Source organism: Bradyrhizobium sp. (genome assembly GCF_004799445.1).
Lineage (GTDB): Bacteria > Pseudomonadota > Alphaproteobacteria > Rhizobiales > Xanthobacteraceae > Bradyrhizobium.
In genome coordinates this window covers 16,726-38,890 of record NZ_SSNA01000071.1, presented here as the reverse complement: position 1 = coordinate 38,890, position 22,165 = coordinate 16,726, and the positions used below count along the sequence as shown (strand labels likewise).

Genomic DNA, 22,165 nt, shown 5'->3' with positions numbered 1-22,165 from the left:
TCGGGTGGATCATTCCCGACCGGGGGCGGCGAACTTGGCGCGTTGATCAGGCGATTCGATTGGGCAACGACCAGCCTTGGCCTGCTCGCGACGTGGCCTCAAAGCCTAAAGACCGTCACTGAAACCCTGCTCCGATCCCCCGTCCCCATCGTGCTGCTGTGGGGCGAGGACGGCATCATGATCTACAACGACGCCTACTCGGCTTTTGCCGGCGGCAGACATCCGAAGCTGCTGGGATCGAAAGTGCGCGACGGATGGCCCGAGGTCACCGACTTTAACGACAACGTCATGAAGGTGGGCTTAAGCGGCCGCACGCTTGCCTACAAGGATCAGGAGCTCACGCTCTATCGTCACGGCCAGCCCGAGCAAGTCTGGATGAATCTCGACTACTCGCCCGTTCTGAACGAGGCGGGCGAGCCCGCGGGCGTGATCGCCGTCGTGGTCGAAACAACGCAACGGGTGATCGCCGAACGCCGCGTACGGGAAAAACGCGACGAATTGCGTCGTGTCAATGAAGTCCTGTTCGAATCACAGAGGGCGCTAAAGGACCGTGAAAGCGATCTTGCCCGCGTTCAGCAAATCGCCCGCATTGGAGGCGTCAACGTCGACCTGAGACACGGCTTCGACAATGGCAGGCGGGCACCTGAATATCTTGAAGTGCATGGACTTGCTCCGAATACCACCGACACCCACGAGGACTGGGTCAGGCGACTTCATCCCGATGACCGCGACCGCGCGCTGCAACATTTTCTGGAAGCGGTGAACGGCAGCGCAACACATTATTCTTCCGAATACCGGATCGTGCGTCCGAACGACGGACAAATTCGATGGATCGCCTGCGAGGCCGAGATCGAGCGGAACGAAAAGGGCCAGCCGCTCCGTCTTGTCGGCGCGCATATGGACATTACCGATCGCAATCTGGCGAAGGAACTGCTCAGGGAAAGCGAAGCGCGCTTTCGGTTGATCGCCAACAGTGCGCCGGTGCCGATGTGGGTCAGCAAACTGGACGGCACGCGGGGTTTTGCAAACCAGGCTTACCTGGAGTTTCTCGGCCTCGGCTACGGCGAGGCGCTGGTATTCGACTGGCGCAAGGTCCTTCACCCCGACGATCTCAGCCGAATTGTCAAAGAGAGCGTCGCCGGAGAAGCCTCCCTCAAGCCGTTCGTCCTGGAAGCGAGGTATCGCCGGGCGGACGGCGCATGGCGATGGATGCGATCGGAATCGCAGCCGCGCTGGGACCCGGCGGGAAAACATATCGGCTTCATCGGCGTGGCTCACGACATCACGACCGCCAAGGAAGCCGAGAACGAACTGCGCGGCCTCAATGAAACGCTGGAGCAGCGCATCAAGGAGCGCACCTCGCAGCTTGAGTCGAACGAAGCACAACTGCGCGCCATGTTCGAGACCAGCAACCAGTATCAGGGGCTTCTGGACCTGCAGGGCAACGTCATTTACGCGAACAAGACCGCGCTGGCGGGTATTCGGGCTGCTGCTGCCGACGTCGCCGGCAAGCCATATTGGGATTCGCCATGGTTTTCGGGAACATCGGGCGCGCGCGAAGTGGTCAGCGATGGCTTTGCCACGGTCCTTCGTGGCGAGAGCGTACGGGCGGAAATGCTGCTGCATTTGCCGATCGGCGACCGGTATTTTGATTTTGCGATGCGGCCGGTATTCGATCAGCACGGCGCGGTGGCCGCCGTCTTGCCGGAGGCGGTCGATATCACCGAGCGGCGCCAGGCGGAAGAAGCCCTTCGTCAATCCCAGAAGATGGAAGCCATTGGTCAACTTACCGGCGGCGTGGCCCACGATTTCAATAACCTGCTGACGATTATTCGCTCGGCCACGGACTTCCTTCGCCGCCGCGATCTGGACGAGGGTCGGCGCCGACGCTACATCGATGCGATTTCCGATACGGTAGACCGTGCCTCGAAATTGACCCGGCAGCTTCTGGCATTCGCGCGGCGACAACCTTTGACGCCCCAGGTGTTCGATGTCGGCGTGCAAGTCGAAGCCATCGCGCAGCTCATCCGCCCGCTGGTTGGCGGAAGAATCCAGATCGAACTGACGATTCGCGATCCCGAGTGTTTTGCAATGGCGGACGTCGCACAATTCGAGACCACCCTTATCAATCTTGCCGTGAACAGCCGGGACGCCATGCAGGATGAGGGTCTGATTTCGATCAATGTCGAGAAGGCCGAGGCGATCCCGGCCTCGGGCACGAGCAGAAAGCAGAGCGGGAAATTCATCGCCATCTCGGTCAAAGATACCGGTACCGGCATCCCACCCGAGAGGCTGACAGCGATTTTTGAGCCGTTTTACACCACCAAGGAAGTGGGAAAAGGCACCGGCCTCGGTCTTAGCCAGGCCGTCGGATTTGCCAAGCAATCCGGCGGCGAGATTGTGGTGACCAGCGTTTTGAACGAGGGCTCGACTTTCACGATCTACTTGCCGCAAGCGGAGGTCCCCAGCGGTCAGGCGGACGCAGCTGCCGCCAGTAGCGAGGCGACGACGAGCGGGCGCGGCCATCGCATTCTGGTCGTGGAAGACAACGAAGATGTCGGAAAATTCTCGACGGAGCTGCTGCAGGACCTGGGCTACGCCACCAGGCGTGCCGATAACGCCAAGCAGGCGCTGGCGCTGATCGCCGCGGACGAATTGGCGTTCGATCTGGTGTTTTCCGACGTCATCATGCCCGGAATGAACGGCGTCGAACTGGCGACGATCATCCGCGAGCGATACCCCGGCCTGCCCGTGGTATTGACCAGCGGCTACAGCAGCGTGCTGGCGGAGAATGCCCATCACGGCTTCGAACTGATTCAGAAGCCATATTCGGTCGAAGCGCTGTCCCGTACGTTGCGCAGGGCCATTTCGGAACGATTATAACCCGATCAACACGCTTGCCCCGGCGGCGTTTTCAGAGCGCGCAACCTAGGCCGAAGGTTGCAGGGATTTTCCCTGCGATCGTCATTGGCAAAGACGAGCCGGAAAGGCTACGTTCACCGCCTCCAACGGCATCGAAGAATGCCGGGTTTCAAGACACATCACCTTGTCTGGGAGGACAGCATGGGCATCTCGCAACGATCCTGGCCGGTCGACCGGCGAGCCATTTTGCGGACAAGCGCGGCGCTTGCTGCAGTGCAATTCTCATCCCCGTTCATCATCAAGGCCAGAGGCGAAACGCCGGTCCGGATCGGATTGGTCGACCCGCTGACGGGGGTTTATGCCGCAATCGCTCAAGGCGAGGTGGTGGGCGCCAAATTCGCCGCCGAAGAGATCAACAAGAACGGCGGCATTCTGGGCAGGCCCGTCGAACTCCTGATCGAGGACTCCGCCAATGATGTCGGCACCGGGGTGCAGAAGACGCGGAAGCTAATCGAACGCGACCAGGTAAGCTTCATCATCGGCGACGTGAATTCCGGCATTGCGATCGCGATAGCGCAGGTCACCAGCGAGAAGAAGGTGCTCCATATCGTGTCCGGCGGTCATACCGATCCAATCACCGGCACCAACTGCTCGTGGAACGTGTTTCGGGTCTGCAATTCTACCGCGATGGACGCCAATGCCATCGCATCGACCCTGATCGAGAAATTCGGCAAGAAGTGGTACTTCCTGACGCCGGACTATGCGTATGGACACTCGGTCCAGGCCGGCTTTGAGAAGCTGTTGAAGGCCGCGGGCGGCACTTCCGCCGGGTCCCTCGTCCCGCTCGGCACGCCGGATTATTCCGCCTATTTGATCCAGGCAAGGGCTTACGGCCCGCAGGTGCTGATCAACGTCATGGGCGGCGGCGATCAGGTCTCCAGTCTCAAGCAATTCGTCCAATTCGGCCTGGAAAAGCAAATGGCGGTCGGCGGCACCCTGTTCGAACTCGAGAGCATCCGTGCCGTGCCCGACGGCGCACGCGTCGGATGGTGGACTATGGAATGGTGGTGGGACCAGCCGGGCGTGCCGCATGTCGCCGAGTTCAACGCCGCGATGAAGAAGATCACAGGCCTCTCGGCCACCGCGCGCAACTGGTTCGGCTATGCGTCGGTGCAGACGCTGGCGGTGATCGCCAACCAGGAGAAAACACTCGACGCCGTGAAGCTGTCGCGTGCGCTTTCCGGATTCAAGCTGCCGCCGGAGATCGCCTTGCAACCGGGCGCGCCGGCGTTCCGCGCCGGAGACCACGAATTGATGAGTAGCGTGTTTGTCGGCGAGGCGCACCCGCCGCAAGGCGATCCCGACAATATGTTCACGGTACGCACTCTCGTGCCGGGAGAGAAGGCCGCGGGTCCGGCGGAGGGCACCGGCTGCAAGATACAATGGCCAGCCTGACACAAATCACACAGGGCAGGCTTTGGCGGCTGGCGCTTCGGGGCATCAGACGAGACGAAACGTCCAACAACAGAAACAATGACCGTTCGGAGAAGAACTCATGACATCGCAGACTTTCACCCCCAAATTCGATCGGCGCAGGCTGATGAAGGGCGCCGCCGCGCTTGGCGCCTTTCAGGTGGCTTCCCCCTTCCTCATTCAGGCACGCGGCGAGACCCCGATCCGGATCGGCATGGTCGATCCCCTCACCGGCGTCTACGCAGCACCGGCCGGCAACGAGGTGATGGGCGCCAAGCTCGCGGTCGAACAGATCAACGCCAAAGGCGGCATGCTCGGACGCCAGGTCGAGCTGCTGGTAGAGGATTCCGCCAATGACGTTGGCACCGGCGTGCAAAAGGCGCGCAAGCTGATCGAACGGGATCAGGTCAACTTCATGATCGGCGATGTCAATTCGGGTATCGCGGCGGCGATCGCCCAGGTCACCGCCGAAAAGAAGATCCTGCATATTGTTTCCGGCGGCCACACCGATTCGATCACCGGCAAGGATTGCAAATGGAACGTGTTCCGCGTCTGCAACACCACCCGGATGGAGGCCAACTCGGTTTCCGATCTGCTCTTCAGCAAGTACGGCAAGAAGTGGCACTTCATCACGCCGGACTACGCCTTCGGCCACACGCTTTATAGCGCCTGCACCGACAATCTGAAGAAGCTCGGCGGCACCGTGACCGGCAACGAGCTGACACCACTCGGCACGACTGATTTCTCCGCCTACCTGATCAAGGCGCGCGCGGCCAATCCGGACGTGCTGCTGCTCCTGGTGCAGGGCTCCGACATGATCAACTGCCTCAAGCAGATCGTGCAGTTCGGCCTCAACAAGCAGATCCACGTGGCAGGAACCCAGCAGGAGCTCGAATCGCTTGCCGGCCTGCCGCCGGAAGCGCGTATCGGCATCTGGATGTTCGAATGGTACTGGAAACAACCTGGCGTTCCCGGCGTCGAAAAATTCGTCGCCGATATTCGCAAGGTCAACGCCGGCAATGTACCGACCGCGCGGCACTGGTTTGGCTATGTTTCGGCGATGAGCTTTGCGTTGGTCGCGAACCAGCAGAAAACCACCGACGCGGTCAAGCTCGCTGCCGCGCTCGAGAATTTCGAGCTGCCCGATGACGTCAAGCTGCAGCCGAACAAGGTCTATTATCGCAAGGGCGATCATCAGCTGATGACGTCGGCCTTCGTCGGCGAGGCGCAGTCGAAGGGCAAGGACGACCCGGAAGATCTCTATCGCGTCGACCAAGTCGTTCCCGGCGACAAGACGGCCCCGGCGGTCGGCGACACCGGCTGCACCATCCAGTGGCCGGCATAGCATAAAGCCTTCTTTTCCTTACGATCCGGGAGCTGACATCTCCCGGGTCAGCTGCATGGGTTTTTCTTCCGGTGAATTATGACGCAACTGCTCCTGTTTAACGTCACCAACGGGCTCATCATCGGCGCCTTCTACGTGCTGATGGCGCTCGGCCTTTCGCTCATTCTCAATTTGAGCAACGTCATCAATTTCGCCCATGGCGGATTTCTCGTCATCGGCGGCTATATCGCCTATACGATCACGCCCTATGTCGGGTTCTGGGGTGCGTTGCTGCTTGCGCCGCCCCTGACGGCCGTCATCGGGCTTGCGGTCGAGCGCGTGCTGATCCGGCCGCTGTACGGGCGTGATCCGCTCTACAGCCTGCTCCTGACCTTCGGCCTGGCGTTCATCATCGAGGATGGCACGCGCTTCATCTGGGGCCCGCAGGGCAAGCCGGTCACCATTCCACCCTTTCTGGCGCAGCCGCTGAGCAACGATTTGTTCTTCATCACCGGCTATCGCCTGTTCATGGTGGCCGTGGTGATGATCGCGGTGGCACTCCTGTTCCTGCTGTTGCGCCACACCCGTCTCGGCATTCGCATCCGTGCCGGCACGCTCGACCTCGAGACCGTCGCCGCACTCGGCATCAACGTACAGATGCTGCGCTCGCTCAATTTTGCCGTCGGCATCTACCTGGCGGGTCTCAGCGGCGTTCTCGCCGCCGGACAACTCGGGCTTGAACCAACCATGGGCACGGGGCTGCTGATGCCGAGTTTCATCGCCATCATCGTCGGCGGCATCGGCAGCCTGCCGGGAACGCTGGTCGGCGGCCTGCTGATCGGGGTGGCCTCGGGGTTGACGGCGGTGTTTCTCCCGGCCGCCAGCGAGGCCGTGATCTATGTCATGATGGCGGTGGTGCTGCTGTTGCGCCCGCGCGGATTGTTCGGCGAAGAAGGAATGATGAGTTGAGCGCCGAACAGATCCGCAAGCTGGTCGTCCTCGCGGCGATCTGGGCGGCGTTGCTGCTCGCCCCCTATTGGATGGTGCCGCTGGGCGGCTATACCGCGCTCGCGACCCGCGTGCTGGTGCTCGGACTGGCGGCGATGTCGGTGAATTTCCTGCTGGGATTTACCGGCGTGCTGTCGTTCGGCCATGCCGCCTATTTCGGCCTCGGCGCCTATGGCGCCGGGTTGACGTTGAAATTCCTGGCCGCCAGCACGCCGCTTGCGCTCGTTCTCGGAATGCTGCTGGGCGGTGTTTGTGGCGCCATCCTCGGCACGCTGATCGTACGACGGCGTGGCGTCTATTTCGCCATGGTCACGATCGCGTTCGGGCAGGTGTTTTATTACATCGCCTTTCAGTGGAGCTCGCTGACCGGCGGCGACGACGGTTTGCGCGGATTCTCGCGTCAGCCGATCGATTTCGGCTTGTTCAAGCTCGACATTCTCTCCAGCGCCAACAACTTCTATTACTTTGTGTTGTTTTGTTTTGCGCTGGTGGCCGGCGCCATGGCATTTATCCTGCGCTCGCCGTTCGGCCGCACCATGATCGCGATCCGCGAGAACGAGCGCCGCGCCCGCTTCCTCGGTATCCCGGTCGAGCGGCATATCTGGATCGCGTTTACGCTGTCCTGTTTCTTCATGGGGTTTGCCGGCGCACTCTATGCGCTCGTCAACAACTTCGCCGATCCAAGGGGACTTCACTACAGCCAGTCCGGCGATTTCGTCATGATGGCAGTGATGGGCGGGATGCGCAGCTTCTGGGGTCCGTTGCTCGGCGCCGCCGTGTTTGTGGTTTTGCAGGATTACCTATCGAGCATCACCGTCAACTGGATGTCGTTCGTCGGCCTGCTTTTTGTGCTGGTGGTGCTGTTCTTCCCGCGCGGACTGCTGGGCTTCCTGCAGCGGAGCAAGGCATGAACGTTCTCGAAATCAACAATGTCACCAAGCGGTTCGGCAATCTGGTGGCGGTGCGTGACGTTTCACTTAACGTTGCCAAGGGTGAAATGTGCGCGATCATCGGGCCGAACGGCGCCGGCAAGACCACCTTCTTCAACCTGATCAGCGGATTCTTTCCGCCGACCTCCGGCAACATCGTCTTCGACGGCCGCGACATCACGCGGCTTTCCACGCATGAGCGCGTCACCCGCGGCATGGCGAGAACTTTCCAGATCACTGAAATCTTCCCGGAACTCACCGTGTTCGAAAACGTCCGCATATCAGCGGAAGTCGCCGGCGGATATCGCTTGCGACCCTGGATCAGCCGTTCGGAAGCCGCAAAGCTTCACGCCATCGTCGAAGGCACCCTCAAGCTGGTATCGCTGGAAGGCAAGGCCGACAGGCTGGTCGGCGAGCTTGCCCACGGCGACCAGCGCGCCGCCGAGATCGCGATGGCGCTGGCCTTGAAGCCGCATCTGTTGCTGCTTGACGAGCCGACCGCTGGGATGGGCGATCAGGAAACGTTCCAGGTCACGCAGCTGATCCGTCGGCTGCACCGTGAAAGCAACTACACCATCGTGCTGATCGAACACGATATGCGCGTGGTGTTTCATCTCGCCGACCGCATCTGCGTGCTCGATCAGGGCCGGATGCTGGCGCAAGGCACACCGCAGGAAATTGCCGCCAACGAGACCGTTCAGGCCGCCTATCTGGGTAACGCCGCATGACCCCAGCCCTGACAGCCGAAGGCCTTCACACCTACTACGGCAAGAGCCACATCCTGCACGGCGTCAGCCTCGGTGTTGCCGAGGGCAAGATCACCGCACTGCTGGGACGCAACGGCGCGGGCAAAACCACCACGCTGCGCAGCCTGATGGGGCTGACCCCTGCGCGCGAAGGCAAGATCACGGTGTTCGGCCAGGATACCACGCGCTGGCCGACCTTTCGCATCGCGGCCGGAGGGGTGGGCTATGTGCCGGAAGGCCGGCGCATCTTCGCCAATCTCAGCGTCGAAGAGAATCTCAAGGTTCCGCTGGAACGCGGCGGTCCGTGGACCATCGCGCGAATCTACCAGCTGTTCCCCCGCCTTGAGGAACGCAAACTCAATCGCGGCCGTCAGCTTTCCGGCGGCGAGCAGGAGATGTTGTCGATTGCCCGCGCGCTGCTCTTGAATCCGAGGCTGCTGATTCTCGACGAACCTTCGCAGGGGTTGGCGCCACTTATCGTCCGTGAAGTATTTCGCATCGTCCAGCAGATGAAGACCGAGGGCATCTCGGTTCTGCTGGTCGAACAAAATGCGCGAATGAGTCTGGAAATCGCCGACGACGCCTATGTTCTGGACGACGGGATCGTCGTCTATTCGGGATCAGCCCGCGAACTTGGCGCCGACGAAGCCCGTGTCCGGGCGCTTGCCGGCGCCAGCGCCGAAGAATGGACACTGACCTAGGTGCGCGGCCGGCGGTGCCGACCTGATTGAATTTTTCCGTCATGGCCGCGCCTGTCCCGGCCGTGACGATTTCCAGGCCTCACGCGCGGTAGGCGGTCTTGCTTGTGCCGCGATAGAGCACGCGAACCTGCTCTTCCGATACCTCCTTGTGAAAAGCCAAGGCCTCGGCCTCGAGGTCGCGTTTTGGCACATGGGCGGGGAGGAAGTGATGATAGTCATCCTTGCCACGGACCAGCGTCGCCCAGTCCCGCGCGCCGACTGCCTGCTTCAAATGGGTCGGGATATAGCGGATGGCGAGCCCGATGCGCCGGTCATCGGAGCGATTCGGCTCCGACCCATGAAACAGCAGCACATGATGAAGCGATGCCTGGCCCGGCTTCAGCTCCACATAGACGGCCTTGGCTTCGTCGACCTCGACGGCGATCTCCTGGCCGCGGGTGAGCAGATTGTTCTGGTCGAACGTGTCCTCGTGCTGGACCTGGCTCCGGTGAGTCCCGGCAATGAACTTCATGCAGCCGGAGACCTTGTTGGCCGGCGACATCGCGATCCAGGCGGTCGCGACATCGGATGAACTGAGGCCCCAATAAGTGGCGTCCTGATGCCAGGAGACAAAACCGGGATCGCGGGCCTCCTTGATAAAAAAGCTGGTATTCCAGCACAGGATGTTCGGTCCGAGCAGATCCTCCATGGCGTCGAGGATTTTCGGATGACGCACCATCTCATCGATCCAGGTGAACAGGACGTGGCTGCGATGGCGCATCTCGGCCTTGATCGGGCCTCCACTGCCGGCTTCATAATCCTCGAGCTTGCGGCGAAAATCAGCGACTTCACTCGCGCTCAAAGCATCGATCGGAAAGTGGTAGCCACGATCATGGTAGGCCGCGACCTCACCCTCACCCAGCAGTCTTGGCATGTGTTCCCTCCGAAACGCCTGCCATTTTTTTTGGCCCGCGCGTACTTGACCAAGGCTGACGCTGCCCCTTTGCGCTGTCAAGACGCCGCCGACCGGGACTGGGGCCATGTTCGGCTTTTTGGCGATGCGATTGCAGCGGCATTTCCCGATCAGGCTTTGCCCGCAGGGGTGTCGCGGCGCCGGATCGGGCTTTCGCCTGATTTGCTTTACCCATACAATCAGGAAGTGACGCGGGGCGTTGGCCGTCCCGACCGAAGAGAGCGCAGCCGGATCCCTGGATGAAAGCACGGGCCAGCAACCTAATGATCGGAACCACGACGCTCGCGGTCATCGCCGCGGCGTTCGTCGGCGTTCTCGGGTTCCGGAAAATCCACAGCATCCAGCAACGGGGGCCGCTGCGCATCGTTTTCGAGGGCTCCGCGAGCGGCCTGCAAAAAGGTGGCAGCGTCAATTTCGATGGAGTTCAGGTCGGGGAAATACTGTCGCTCAAACTCGACAATCCCCGCAAGATCGTCGCTTTCACGAGGGTGGATAACACCGCGCCGATCCGCAAGGATACGGTTGTGGGTCTGGAATTCCAGGGGTTGACCGGCGTGGCGGCGATATCGCTGACCGGTGGTGCGGCAGAGGCGCCTCCGGTTCCGCTCGATGCCGACGGTGTTCCGACCCTGACCGCCGACCTGAGCGAGATCCAATCGATCCGCGACACCCTGCACAGCGTCGACCGTATCCTCGTCGGCAACCAGGCGACGATCAAGGATGGCCTGCTGAGCTTTGAGACCTACACCGCGTCGCTGGCAGGCAAGGGTGACGCGATCGAACAGGTTCTAGGCAAGGCCAATAACGCCTTCGCGAGCTTCGACAGCGCCGTGACAAAGATCGACAACGTCATTCCCGGCCTTGCCGACGGAAAGGCCGACGAATTGTTTGAGAAGGTGAAATCGATTCGTGAATTCGCCGAGACCTTCAACAAGAAGTCCGGCGCTTTCATCGAGGAAGGCCGGCGCTCGCTTCTGGATATCAGCGAGGGCGCCGTCAAGGTGACACGCAAGTTCAATCCGCAGGCGGTCAGTGGCGGCAACCCGCCGCCGCCACGGAAGCCGAACCCAAAGCGCCAGTGATGGTTGCCGCCGTTCACCGCGCTGGATTTCAGACGCGGCGCGCGGAGAAGGTGTCAACCGGGGAACAACGGGGCAAACCAAAGCGCTCGACACCCATCTGTTCCGCGACGCCAGCCTCAAAAGCGTCGCGAAAATCCGCTGGAATCGAGCCGTCGACGTCGCGATTCGAATAATTTTAATTCACCGCGCGGGAACAATTGTTCCACCACGGAATTATTTTCCTCCGGCCCTGTTCATCGAGCTAACAAACTGTAATATCTAAGGTATTTCGCTTGCGTCGAGATCGTTCGCGCGATTTTATCGGCTGAAACTCGGTTCGCATGCGCAGTGTTTTGAGCTGCCTTTGGCCATTTGAGGGGAATGCCATGAGTGATCTCGGCTCTGCTGCTCCATCCACCCGGCGCCGGACCAAGCTCAAACCGTACACCAATGGAAAGCCGGATCCCTCGCAGGAATTGCTTCAAGCATTGCAGGCGATGCGAAGCGGCGACTTCTCGGTGCGAATGACCGGCGATCATCTCGGCATCGAAGGCAAGATCGCCGATACCTTCAATGAAATCGTCGCCGCCAACCAACGCATGGCGCAACAGCTGGAGCGGGTAGGCCAGGTGGTCGGCCGCGAAGGAAAGACCCGCCAGCGCGTCAAGTTCGGGCTTGCCAGTGGCTCATGGGCCGACATGGAAGGCTCGGTCAATACGCTGATCGATGATCTGCTCTGGCCAACACGCGAAGTGACGCGAGCGGTCGCGGCCGTCGCGCAAGGCGACCTGCTGCAAACCGTGCAGCTCGATGTCGATGGCCGCCCGCTGGGCGGCGAGTTTTTGCAGTCGGCAACCCTCGTCAACACGATGATCAAGCAGCTCAGTGTGTTCACCTCCGAGGTGACGCGCGTCGCGCGCGAAGTCGGCACCGAGGGCAAGCTCGGCGGCCAGGCGCAGGTCCCCGAGGTGACGGGCGTCTGGAAAGACCTGACCGAGAGCGTCAATTCGATGGCCAACAATCTCACCGGCCAGGTTCGCAACATCGCCGAAGTCACCATCGCGGTCGCCAACGGCGACCTCTCCAAGAAAATCACCGTGGACGTTCGCGGCGAAATCCTGCAGCTCAAGGAAGCCATCAACACCATGGTGGACCAGCTCCGCTCGTTCGCCTCCGAAGTCACCCGCGTCGCCCGCGAAGTCGGCACCGACGGCAAGCTCGGCGGCCAGGCGATCGTGCCCGGCGTCGCCGGCACCTGGAAAGATCTCACCGATTCGGTGAACGCGATGTGCGGAAATCTGACTGCGCAGGTGCGCAATATCGCCAACGTCACCACCGCGGTCGCGCGCGGCGACCTCTCGCGCAAGATCACGGTCGACGTTCGCGGCGAAATTCTGGAGCTCAAGGACACCATCAACACGATGGTCGATCAGCTCAACTCGTTCGCTTCGGAAGTGACTCGCGTCGCGCGCGAAGTCGGCACCGAAGGCAAGCTCGGCGGCCAGGCCCAGGTCCCCGGCGTCGCCGGCACCTGGAAGGACCTCACCGACAACGTCAACTTCATGGCGAGCAACCTCACCGCTCAGGTCCGTAATATCGCCGATGTCGCGACCGCGATCGCGGGCGGCGATCTTTCCAAGAAGATCACGGTGAACGTGTCGGGCGAGATCCTTCAACTGAAGGAAACGCTCAACACCATGGTCGACCAGCTCAACGCCTTTGCCGGCGAGGTCACGCGCGTCGCGCGCGAGGTCGGTACCGAAGGCCGATTGGGCGGCCAGGCCAACGTGCTCGGCGTCGCCGGCACCTGGAAGGACCTGACCGAGAGCGTCAACTCGATGGCGAGCAATCTGACGGCCCAGGTTCGCAACATCGCCGAGGTGACGACCGCGGTTGCCAATGGCGACCTGTCGAAGAAGATCACGGTGGACGTGCGCGGCGAAATCCTCGAGCTGAAGAACACCATCAACACGATGGTCGACCAGCTCAACGCCTTTGCCGGCGAAGTTACGCGCGTCGCGCGCGAGGTCGGCACCGAAGGCAAGCTGGGCGGTCAGGCGCTGGTGCGCGGCGTCGCCGGTACCTGGAAGGATCTGACCGACAGCGTCAATTCGATGGCCAGCAACCTGACGGGACAGGTCCGCAACATCGCCGAGGTCGCAACCGCCGTGGCCAAGGGGGACCTGTCGAAAAAAATCACCGTGAACGTGTCGGGTGAAATCCTTCAGCTGAAGGAAACGCTCAACACCATGGTCGACCAGCTCAACGCCTTTGCCAGCGAGGTGACACGCGTCGCGCGCGAAGTCGGCACCGACGGCAAGCTCGGCGGCCAGGCTCAGGTGACCGGCGTGGCCGGCACCTGGAAGGACCTCACCGACAGCGTCAACTCGATGGCCGGCAACCTTACCGCCCAGGTCCGCAATATCGCGGAAGTGGCGACGGCCATCGCCGGGGGCGACCTCTCCCGCAAGATCACCGTGGACGTCCGCGGCGAGATCCTGCAGCTCAAGGAAACGCTCAATACGATGGTCGACCAGCTCAACCGCTTCGCCGGCGAGGTGACGCGCGTGGCGCGCGAGGTCGGCACCGAAGGCCGCCTCGGCGGCCAGGCCAACGTGCCCGGCGTCGCCGGCACCTGGAAAGACCTCACCGACAGCGTCAATTCGATGGCCGGCAACCTGACCGCGCAGGTCCGCAACATCGCCGAAGTGACCACCGCCGTCGCGCGCGGCGACCTGTCGCGCAAGATCACGGTGGACGTGAAGGGCGAGATCCTCGAACTGAAGAATACCATCAACACGATGGTGGACCAGCTCAACGCCTTCGCTTCGGAAGTGACCCGCGTGGCCCGCGAGGTCGGCACCGAGGGCAAGCTCGGCGGACAGGCCGAGGTGCCCGAGGTGGCCGGCACCTGGAAGGACCTCACCGACAACGTCAACTTCATGGCGTCGAACCTGACCGCCCAGGTCCGCAACATCGCCGAAGTCGCGACCGCGATCGCCGGTGGCGACCTGTCCAAGAAAATCACGGTCGACGTGCGCGGCGAAATCCTGCTGCTCAAGGACACCTTGAATACCATGGTCGAGCAGCTTCGCTCGTTCGCCGCCGAAGTGACGCGCGTGGCGCGCGAAGTCGGTACCGAGGGGCGATTGGGCGGCCAGGCCGTAGTGCCAGGCGTCGGCGGCACCTGGAAGGATCTGACCGACAACGTCAATCTGCTCGCCGCCAACCTTACCACCCAGGTCCGCAACATCGCCGAAGTCACCACCGCCGTGGCGCGCGGCGACCTGTCGCGCAAGATCACCGTCGACGTGAAGGGTGAAATCCTCGAACTCAAGAACACCATCAACACGATGGTGGACCAGCTCAACGCATTCGCGGGCGAAGTGACGCGCGTCGCGCGCGAGGTCGGCACCGAAGGCAAGCTGGGCGGACAGGCGCAAGTGCCCGGCGTCGCCGGAACCTGGAAGGACCTGACCGATACCGTGAACTTCATGGCGGCCAACCTGACCGAACAGGTTCGCGGCATCGTCAAGGTGGTGACCGCGGTCGCCAACGGCGACCTGAAGCAGAACCTGACGGTGAAATCGAAGGGCGAGGTCGCCGCGCTCGCCGACACCATCAACAACATGACCGACACGCTGGCGACCTTCGCAGATCAGGTCACCAGCGTCGCGCGCGAGGTGGGCGTGGAAGGCCGGCTCGGCGGTCAGGCCAACGTGCCCGGCGCGGCCGGCACGTGGAAGGATTTGACCGGGAACGTCAACCTGCTGGCGGCCAACCTCACCTCGCAGGTGCGTGCCATCGCCGAAGTTGCGACCGCGGTGACAAAAGGCGACCTGACTCGTTCGATCCAGGTCGATGCCAGGGGCGAAGTCGCGGAGCTGAAAGACAACATCAATACGATGATCGGCAATTTGAGGCTGACCACCGACGTCAATACCGAGCAGGACTGGCTGAAGACCAACCTCGCCAAGTTCACCAACATGCTGCAGGGGCAACGCGATCTGACGACGGTCGGCCGCCTGCTGCTGACCGAGCTCACCCCGCTGGTAAATGCCCACATGGGCGTGATTTACCAGGTCGAGAATGAGGAAAACCCGCACCTGCGGCTGCTTTCGGCTTACGCCGGCGACGGCGCCGATCGTCATCGGGAAATCGTGCAATTTGGCGAGGGCCTGATCGGGCAATGCGCGATGGACAAGCGCCAGCGGCTGGTATCGGAAATCCCCGACGACGCGGTTCCGATCAATTCGGCGCTGTTGCGGCTGGTGCCGAAGAATCTCGTTGTGCTTCCTGTGCTGTTCGAAACCCAGGTCAAGGCTGTCATCGAGCTAGGTTCACTTACTTCGTTCACCACCTCCCAAATGACCTTCCTCGAGCAGCTCACCGACAGCATCGGCATCGTGCTCAACAGTATCGAAGCGACGATGCAGACCGAAGGACTGCTGAAACAGTCCCAGCAGCTCGCCGGAGAGCTGCAGACACAGCAGAAGGAACTGCAGCAGACCAACGAACAGCTGGAGCAGAAGGCTCAGCAGCTTGCCGAGCGCAACGTCGAAGTGGAGCGCAAGAACCAGGAAATCGAGCAGGCGCGGCGCGCGCTGGAAGAGAAGGCAACCGAACTTTCGCTGACGTCCAAGTACAAGTCGGAATTCCTCGCCAACATGTCCCACGAGCTGCGAACGCCGCTCAACAGCATCCTGATCCTGGGCCAGCAGTTGACCGAAAATCCCGACGGCAATCTGACCCACAAGCAGGTCGAATTTGCCCGCACCATCCATGGCGCCGGCACCGACCTGTTGAACCTGATCAGCGACATCCTCGACCTCTCGAAGATCGAATCGGGAACCGTGACCGTGGATGCCGAGGATATCCTGACTTCCAACCTCCTGGAGACGGTCGGACGGCCGTTCCGGCACGAAGCGGAAAACCGGCAATTGTCGTTCGATATCGATGTCGACCCCAATCTGGGACGCAGCATCTACACCGATTCGAAGCGGCTGCAGCAGGTGCTAAAGAATCTGTTGTCGAACGCCTTCAAATTTACCGCCGAGGGCGGCGTGCGCCTCAGCGTCTCGGCGGCACTGCGCGGCTGGAGCGCCGAACATCCTGTTCTCAACCATTCGCCCGCCGTCGTCGCGTTCGAGGTGTCCGATACCGGCATCGGCATTCCCCAGGAGAAGCAAAAGCTGATCTTCGAGGCGTTCCAGCAGGCGGATGCGGGCACCAGCCGAAAATATGGCGGCACCGGTCTCGGACTCGCCATCAGCCGCGAACTCGCGAGCCTTTTGGGTGGCGAAATCCATCTTCAGAGCACGCCCGGCAAAGGCAGCATCTTCACGCTGTATCTGCCGCTCAAATACGCCGGGCCGACGGTGGCTCCGCGGGTCAGCGCATCGTCGCAATACAGCGTCGCGCCGGCGCTGCCGGCCGCGCAGGAACGCGCCGTCGAACAGCTCTCGGACGACCGGCTAGATCTCGAACCGGGAGATACCATTCTCCTCATTGTTGAAGACGACCCGCATTACGCGGGGGTGCTGGTGGATCTCGCGCGCGACAAGGACTTCAAGGTCCTGGTCGCGGCGCGGGGCTCGGAGGCGCTGGATCTGGCCAAGCAATATCAGCCCGCCGCCGTCTCGCTCGACGTCTTCCTGCCCGACATGCTCGGCTGGACGGTGTTGAGCCAGCTCAAGCACAATCCGCTGACGCGGCATATCCCCGTCCAGATCATCACGCTGGACGAAGATCGCCAGCATGCGCTGGCGCGGGGCGCGTTCTCCTTTGTCAGCAAGCCGACCACGACCGAAGGGGTGAGCGCAGCGCTGTCCCAGATCAAGGAATACGCCAAGCCCCGTCGCAAGCGCCTCCTGATCGTCGAGGACAATGTGGCGGAGCAAATGAGCATCAGGGAACTTCTGGACCACGACGACATTGAGATCGTCACCACCGACACCGGCGCGAGCGCGCTTTCCATGTTGCGCGAAAATCCCTGCGACTGCGTCGTCCTTGATTTGCGGTTGCCTGACATGAGCGGCTTTGAAGTACTGGACTCCATCCGCAACGACGATTCGTTGTCTGACGTGCCGGTCGTCGTGTTCACCGGCCGCGAGCTCTCGGTGGAGGAAGACGCGGAACTGCATACGATGGCCCGGAGCATCGTGGTGAAGGGCGTGGAATCGCCCGAGCGCCTGCTCGATGAAACATCGCTGTTCTTGCATCGCGTGATCACGGCACTGCCGGTCGAAAAACAGCGAATGCTGGAGAAGCTCAACAGTTCTGACGAGGACCTCGTCGGTCGGACCGCGCTCCTGGTCGATGACGATGCCCGCAATATCTTCGCGCTCTCGAGCGTGCTGGAGCGGCGCGGCATGAAGGTGCTTACCGCCACGACCGGCAGCGAGGCGATCGCGTTGGTGGAATCCAACCCCGAGATCGCCGTCGTTCTGATGGACATCATGATGCCGCAGATGGACGGTTACCAAACCATCGGGGCGATCCGGACCAACCCGTCATTCCGCCGGCTTCCTATCATCGCCCTCACCGCGAAAGCGATGAAGGGTGACCGGGAGAAATGCCTGGAGGCGGGCGCTTCCGACTATCTCGCCAAACCCGTCAATACCGAGCAATTGCTGCTTGCGATACGCATGTGGCTACATCGCTGATGGTGCGCCAGATGATGGACCACGAAAAGGTAAACATCCTTTTGGTCGACGATCAGCCGGCGAAGTTGCTGGCCTATGAAGTCATTCTCAAGGAGCTCGGCGAAAATCTTGTCGTCGCGGCCTCGGGGCGCGAGGCGCTCGAATACCTGCTCAAGAATGAAGTTGCGGTCATTCTGGTCGACGTCTGCATGCCGGAACTGGACGGGTTCGAGCTTGCCGCCATGATCCGCGACCATCCGCGATTCCAGAAAACGGCGATGATTTTCATTTCCGCCATCCAGGTCAGCGATCTGGACCGCCTTCGCGGCTACGAGATGGGCGCGGTGGACTACGTGCCGGTGCCGGTGATCCCGGAGGTCCTGCGCGCAAAGATCAGGGTGTTCGCCGAACTCTATCGCAAGACCCGGCAACTGGAGCAATTCAATGCCGAGCTGGAAGATCGGGTTCGTGCGCGCACGGGCGAGCTTGAAGAATCAAATGCGCGGCTGCTCGAAAGCGAGCAGCGCCGCAGCCTTGCGCTTGCGGCGGGAAGCATGGGCTCCTGGGACTGGGACTGGATCAACGGGGACTGGATGTGGGACGAAGGGCAATTCCGGATTTTCGGCGTCGATTCACGAAGCTTTGTCGTCAATCCGGAAAATGTCCAGGCGTTGCTGCATCCCGACGATTTTGACGAATTGCGCAAGACGATGGCCCAATTCAACAAAGGCACAAGGTCTTACGAAGCCGAGTTTCGAATCATACGACCCGACGGCGAAATTCGCTGGTGCGTCGGCACGGCGGCCGCAACCGTCGACAAGACCGGCCGCGTCATCCGCGTCAGCGGGGTCACCGTCGACATCACCGAACGGAAGCGGGCGGAGGAACGGCAAAATCTTCTGACCCGCGAGGTCGATCATCGCGCGAAGAATGCGCTGGCGCTGGCGCAATCGATTGTCAGGCTGACCCAGGGCGAAAGCGTCAAGGCCTACATCCAGGCGGTGGAAGGACGGATCAGCGCGCTGGCGCGGGTGCATACCATTCTGTCCCTGTCGAGCTGGCAGGGCGCAGAAATAGCAAAGCTGGTCGACGAGGAAATCGCGCCCTATGCCATGGGCGATCAGATCGCATTCAGCGGTTCAAACATTCAGCTGCAGCCCGCGACCGCGCAAACGCTGGCCCTGGCCCTGCACGAGCTGTTTACGAACTCGGCAAAATATGGGGCCTTGTCCACGCTGTCTGGCCGCCTCACGATCAAATGGGAGGTCCAGGGAGACATCCTTGAGCTATCGTGGGAAGAGCGGAACGGCCCCACGGTGGAAAGGCCGGTATCGCGCGGGTTCGGAACGAGAAGCGTGATCGCCAGCATCGAATCGCAACTCGGGGGACAGGCCAGGTTCGACTGGCGTTCCGAAGGCCTGATCTGCCAGCTGTCAGTCCCGCTGATGCAGGGCGGAGCAGCGCGGCAGCCCAACAATCGCCAAAACTCGCCGGTTGCCGGCAACGGGCATGCTTCGGTGTCCGCGGGAGCCTGAGGGTCCTTGCCGGCAAACTCCCGCCAGCAAGTCAGCCCCGGGTTGCGCTCTTTGGTCTAGAAATTGCTCGAGGAAGACTCATTCGGAATGCCGTCGATCGGGCATTCGTCAGTCCCCGCGGTCGAACGGGTCATCGCCTCGACCATTTCGCGCGTGCCTTCCGGATCGGCGATCCACTTCTTGTAGAAATCGTACGGGCAGGCCGCGACGCCGCGCGCGCTTTCGCCGGAGTTGATCATGCCGGTGTAGCCGCGATGGACCAGTTTGTAGAGGTGGTTCTGCGACTGGCCGGTGCGGCGCACATCGCGGATCAGGCTCTTCGACAGCTGGGCATACTGGATGCCGTATTCCTCCTCGCCGGTCTCGCCCAGGGTGCGGCCGTCGAAGCCGATGATCGCGGAGTGACCGAAATAGGAATAGACGCCATCAAAGCCGGCGGCATTGGCGACCGCGACATAGACATTGTTGGCCCAGGCCATCGCCTTCGAGATGAGAATCTGCTGTTCCTTGGCCGGATACATATAGCCCTGGCAACGCACGATCAGCTCGGCGCCCTTCATGGCGCAGTCACGCCAGATTTCCGGAAAATTGCCGTCGTCGCAGATGATCAGACTGACCTTCAGGCCTTTCGGACCATCGGAAACATAGGTGCAATTGCCGGGATACCAGCCTTCGATCGGCACCCACGGCATGATCTTGCGGTATTTCTGGACGATCTCGCCCTTGTCGTTCATCAGGATCAAGGTGTTATACGGCGCCTTGTGGGGGTGCTCCTCGTGGCGCTCGCCGGTGAGCGAGAACACGCCCCAAACCTTGGCCTTGCGGCAGGCTTCGGCGAAGATGTCGGTCTCGGGACCCGGGATCGACGAGGCGGTCTCGTACATCTCCTTCGAGTCATACATGATGCCGTGGGTCGAGTATTCCGGGAAGATCACCAGATCCATGCCCGGCAGGCCGGTCTTCATGCCCACCAGCATATCGGCAATCTTGCGGGCGTTGTCGAGCACCTCGGCCTTGGTGTGCAGTCGCGGCATCTTGTAATTGACGACGGCTACGCCGACCGTGTCGTTGCTGCTGGAAATGTCACCGTGAAGCATGGGATCGCCTCCTGTTTTGGTTTGGGTTTGCCGTCAATCAAACGGCCAAGTGAGGGGTGGATAAGGTTGCCGGCCAGCGTATCGATCGGTTCGAGCGCCGCGGCGTGACCTTTCCTGGTGATCCCGAAAGATCGCGAGGCATCAGTGACTGATCATCCACGGACGCGCGGTCGGAAAGCCTTTCGCGCCACTCCTGGTTTTCTTGACAAGGCGGGAAGGCTTGCCCGAGCAACACCCGCAGCCGGGCGCATGCGACGCCTTGTATTCACCGATCGTCTTGGGCGCATTGGCGCTGCGTTCATTGGTGGCGTAGGCCTTGCGCTTGTCGGAAGGCATGCAGAAGAAATTCGGCGCTGTCAGAATCGCGCGTCGCGACGAATTCTCGCATTTCGGACAGCTCTGCGGCGCGTCGCACTCCGCCATCGGCCGCATGTCCGTGAACGGACCGCAATCGTTGCAGAGATAGTCATAGACCGGCATTTGTCACCTCGCACGTTCAAGCGGACAGCAGCGACGAGGGCATGCGGGGCGGTATACTCAGAAGACCGTCCCGCATCCCGTCGCGCAGGGAGCTATTTGTCGGGCGAGAGCGACACGTCGACACCGCCCTTGATGTGCTTGATGGGCCCGGCCGACGACGGCATGATGTCGAAATCGAAAATCTCCGTCGGCAGATACAGCGTGGCGCAGGCGTTCGGGATATCCACCACGCCACTGATATGTCCCTGCACCGGCGCAACGCCCAGAATCGTATAGGCCTGAGCGCCGGAATAGCCGAACTTCTTGAGGTATTCGATCGCGTTGAGGCAGGCCTGACGATAAGCGATATGAACGTCGAGGTAATGCTGCTCGCCCTTCTCATCGACCGAGATACCTTCGAAAATCAGATAGTCCTTGTAGTTCGGCGTGATCGGCGACGGCTTGAAGATCGGATTCTTGATGCCGTATTTGGCGACGCCATCCTTGATGATATCGACTTTGAGATGCAGCCAGCCGGCCATCTCGATGGCGCCGCAGAAGGTGATCTCGCCGTCACCCTGGCTGAAATGCAGGTCGCCCATCGATAGTCCGCCGCCCGGCACATAGACCGGGAAGTAGATCTTCGAGCCGCGCGACAGGTCCTTGATGTCGCAGTTGCCGCCATGCTCTCTCGGCGGCACCGTCCGTGCACCTTCCGCGGCGACCTTCGCCTTGGCATCGCCTTTCGCGCGCCCCGCGTGAGCGGTGGCAGCGAAAGGTGGATTGGCAAGCGGCGGCACGCGCGTCGGATTGGTGGCGATCAGCGCGTTTTCTCGCGCGTTCCATTTCGCCAGCAGCTTCGGATCTGGCAAGCAGCCAATCAGGCCGGGATGCACCAGACCGGCAAAATTCACACCGGGGACGTGGCGCGACGAGGTGTAGAGGCCCTTGATGTCCCAGATCGACTTCTGCGCCAACGGGAAATGCTCGGTAAGGAACCCGCCGCCGTTCTTCTTGGAGAAGAAGCCGTTGAAACCCCACAGGCTTTCCTTCTTCGGACCGATGTCGAGCAGATCGACCACCAGGAGATCGCCGGGCTCGGCGCCCTTCACCCCGATCGGGCCGGACAGGAAGTGCACAATCGACAGGTCGATATCGCGCACGTCGTCCGCCGAGTCGTTGTTCTTGATGAACCCGCCGGTCCAGTCATAGGTCTCGATGATGAAATCATCCCCCGGGCCGACCCAGGCGACGATCGGAACGTCGGGATGCCAGCGGTTGTGGATCATGTCATTGTCGTAAGCCGACTTGGAAAGATCAACCTTGATCAGTGTCTCTGGCATCTAAAGCTCCCCTGTTTACAAGCTCGGTCAG

At 61.5% G+C, this 22,165-nt stretch carries 14 protein-coding genes; 10 read left to right on the top strand and 4 right to left on the bottom strand.

Annotated elements, in window-relative coordinates; all coding sequences use genetic code 11:
* Nucleotides 1–42 precede the first annotated feature (42 nt).
* The 7 genes from E8A46_RS09720 to E8A46_RS09690 all read left to right on the top strand — a co-directional run bounded on the left by E8A46_RS09720 (nucleotide 43) and on the right by E8A46_RS09690 (nucleotide 9,043).
* Nucleotides 43–2,883 carry a PAS domain S-box protein gene (locus tag E8A46_RS09720; RefSeq protein ID WP_291559883.1) on the top strand — a complete coding sequence of 947 codons (2,841 nt, stop codon included), beginning with the start codon at nucleotides 43–45 and terminating at the stop codon, nucleotides 2,881–2,883.
* A gap of 252 nt (nucleotides 2,884–3,135) precedes the next feature.
* Complete coding sequence (locus tag E8A46_RS09715) at nucleotides 3,136–4,317, top strand: ABC transporter substrate-binding protein (RefSeq protein WP_291559882.1); 1,182 nt, start codon at nucleotides 3,136–3,138, stop codon at nucleotides 4,315–4,317.
* A gap of 100 nt (nucleotides 4,318–4,417) precedes the next feature.
* Entirely contained in the window at nucleotides 4,418–5,680 is a 1,263-nt protein-coding gene (locus E8A46_RS09710) for an ABC transporter substrate-binding protein (RefSeq protein ID WP_291559880.1), read from the top strand.
* A gap of 78 nt (nucleotides 5,681–5,758) precedes the next feature.
* A complete protein-coding gene (locus E8A46_RS09705; RefSeq protein WP_291559878.1) occupies nucleotides 5,759–6,628 on the top strand; it encodes a branched-chain amino acid ABC transporter permease in 870 nt (289 codons plus the stop codon).
* Nucleotides 6,625–7,578, top strand: coding sequence for a branched-chain amino acid ABC transporter permease (locus tag E8A46_RS09700; RefSeq protein ID WP_291559876.1), 954 nt, complete (start codon nucleotides 6,625–6,627; stop codon nucleotides 7,576–7,578). Before E8A46_RS09705 ends, E8A46_RS09700 begins: the two co-directional genes overlap by 4 nt.
* Nucleotides 7,575–8,324, top strand: a complete 750-nt coding sequence (locus E8A46_RS09695; protein ID WP_291559873.1) for an ABC transporter ATP-binding protein — start codon at nucleotides 7,575–7,577, stop codon at nucleotides 8,322–8,324. The genes E8A46_RS09700 and E8A46_RS09695 overlap by 4 nt, the downstream gene beginning before the upstream one ends.
* A complete protein-coding gene (locus E8A46_RS09690) occupies nucleotides 8,321–9,043 on the top strand; it encodes an ABC transporter ATP-binding protein (RefSeq protein ID WP_291559871.1) in 723 nt (240 codons plus the stop codon). The genes E8A46_RS09695 and E8A46_RS09690 overlap by 4 nt, the downstream gene beginning before the upstream one ends.
* A gap of 79 nt (nucleotides 9,044–9,122) precedes the next feature.
* Here the strand turns inward: E8A46_RS09690 and E8A46_RS09685 are convergent, their stop codons facing one another.
* Nucleotides 9,123–9,956 carry a phytanoyl-CoA dioxygenase family protein gene (locus E8A46_RS09685; protein WP_291559869.1) on the bottom strand — a complete coding sequence of 278 codons (834 nt, stop codon included), beginning with the start codon at nucleotides 9,954–9,956 and terminating at the stop codon, nucleotides 9,123–9,125.
* 278 nt (nucleotides 9,957–10,234) lie between these two features.
* On the opposite strand from E8A46_RS09685, the gene E8A46_RS09680 reads away from it, so the two are divergent.
* The 3 genes from E8A46_RS09680 to E8A46_RS09670 all read left to right on the top strand — a co-directional run bounded on the left by E8A46_RS09680 (nucleotide 10,235) and on the right by E8A46_RS09670 (nucleotide 19,235).
* Entirely contained in the window at nucleotides 10,235–11,077 is an 843-nt protein-coding gene (locus E8A46_RS09680) for an MlaD family protein (protein WP_291559866.1), read from the top strand.
* Between the two features lie 365 nt (nucleotides 11,078–11,442).
* Nucleotides 11,443–17,721, top strand: a complete 6,279-nt coding sequence (locus E8A46_RS09675) for a HAMP domain-containing protein (protein ID WP_291559864.1) — start codon at nucleotides 11,443–11,445, stop codon at nucleotides 17,719–17,721.
* 14 nt (nucleotides 17,722–17,735) lie between these two features.
* Nucleotides 17,736–19,235 carry an HWE histidine kinase domain-containing protein gene (locus E8A46_RS09670; RefSeq protein ID WP_291559962.1) on the top strand — a complete coding sequence of 500 codons (1,500 nt, stop codon included), beginning with the start codon at nucleotides 17,736–17,738 and terminating at the stop codon, nucleotides 19,233–19,235.
* 56 nt (nucleotides 19,236–19,291) lie between these two features.
* On the opposite strand, the gene E8A46_RS09665 is transcribed toward E8A46_RS09670, so the two are convergent.
* The 3 genes from E8A46_RS09665 to fmdA all read right to left on the bottom strand — a co-directional run bounded on the left by E8A46_RS09665 (nucleotide 19,292) and on the right by fmdA (nucleotide 22,134).
* Nucleotides 19,292–20,332 (bottom strand): aliphatic amidase, encoded by a 1,041-nt coding sequence (locus E8A46_RS09665; RefSeq protein WP_291559861.1) that lies wholly within the window; start codon nucleotides 20,330–20,332, stop codon nucleotides 19,292–19,294.
* A 141-nt stretch (nucleotides 20,333–20,473) separates the two neighbouring features.
* A complete protein-coding gene (locus tag E8A46_RS09660) occupies nucleotides 20,474–20,812 on the bottom strand; it encodes a zinc ribbon domain-containing protein (protein ID WP_291559859.1) in 339 nt (112 codons plus the stop codon).
* A 92-nt stretch (nucleotides 20,813–20,904) separates the two neighbouring features.
* Nucleotides 20,905–22,134, bottom strand: coding sequence for a formamidase (gene fmdA / locus E8A46_RS09655; RefSeq protein WP_291559858.1), 1,230 nt, complete (start codon nucleotides 22,132–22,134; stop codon nucleotides 20,905–20,907).
* Nucleotides 22,135–22,165: the final 31 nt, after the last annotated feature.